Source organism: Shewanella sp. Sh95 (assembly GCF_001308045.1).
GTDB lineage: Bacteria > Pseudomonadota > Gammaproteobacteria > Enterobacterales > Shewanellaceae > Shewanella > Shewanella xiamenensis.
This window is the reverse complement of the sequence record NZ_LGYY01000233.1, coordinates 1-467: the sequence shown is the minus strand read 5'-3', so window position 1 is coordinate 467 and position 467 is coordinate 1. Positions and strand designations below refer to the sequence as shown.

Below are 467 nucleotides of genomic sequence, written 5' to 3'. Positions count from 1 at the left end.
ATCCGTCGCTCTATCCCGGAGGTACGCGATGTTCACCACGTCCACGTCTGGCTGGTGGGGGAAAAACCGGTGATGACGCTCCATGTACAGGTCGTTCCACCGCACGACCATGACGCGTTACTCAACCGCATCCTGCATTTCCTGGAACATAAATATGAAATTGCGCATGCCACGGTGCAGATGGAGTACCAGCCCTGCAGCGGCCCGGAGTGCCATCTCAACACGATGCACGCCGGGCACGATCATCACCCCCACCATTAGCCAGAAAACGCGTGAGAACCTCGCTCACGCGCGCTGTTTATCCACATCCGGCTGCCGTTCAACGCAATGAACGTCAGCAAGAGGTATTCCAGCGACATGGCATAGACGCCCTGACGGGCAAAACCCACCACGCTTATCACGTTGACGATCACCCACAGCAGCCAGTTTTCAACATACTTGCGGGTCATTAAGATCATCGCCACCAC

The 467-nt window shown here is 56.3% G+C and carries 1 protein-coding gene and 1 pseudogene; one reads left to right on the top strand and one right to left on the bottom strand.

Going from position 1 to position 467, the window contains the following annotated elements; translation table 11 throughout:
* A pseudogene (locus AEA42_RS21955) lies at window positions 1-261 on the top strand (hypothetical protein); the annotation flags it as partial.
* Here the strand turns inward: AEA42_RS21955 and pnuC are convergent.
* On the bottom strand, window positions 258-467 hold a 210-nt coding region (gene pnuC / locus AEA42_RS17005; RefSeq protein ID WP_197278452.1), incomplete at its 5' end, for a nicotinamide riboside transporter PnuC. The pseudogene AEA42_RS21955 and the gene pnuC overlap by 4 nt on opposite strands.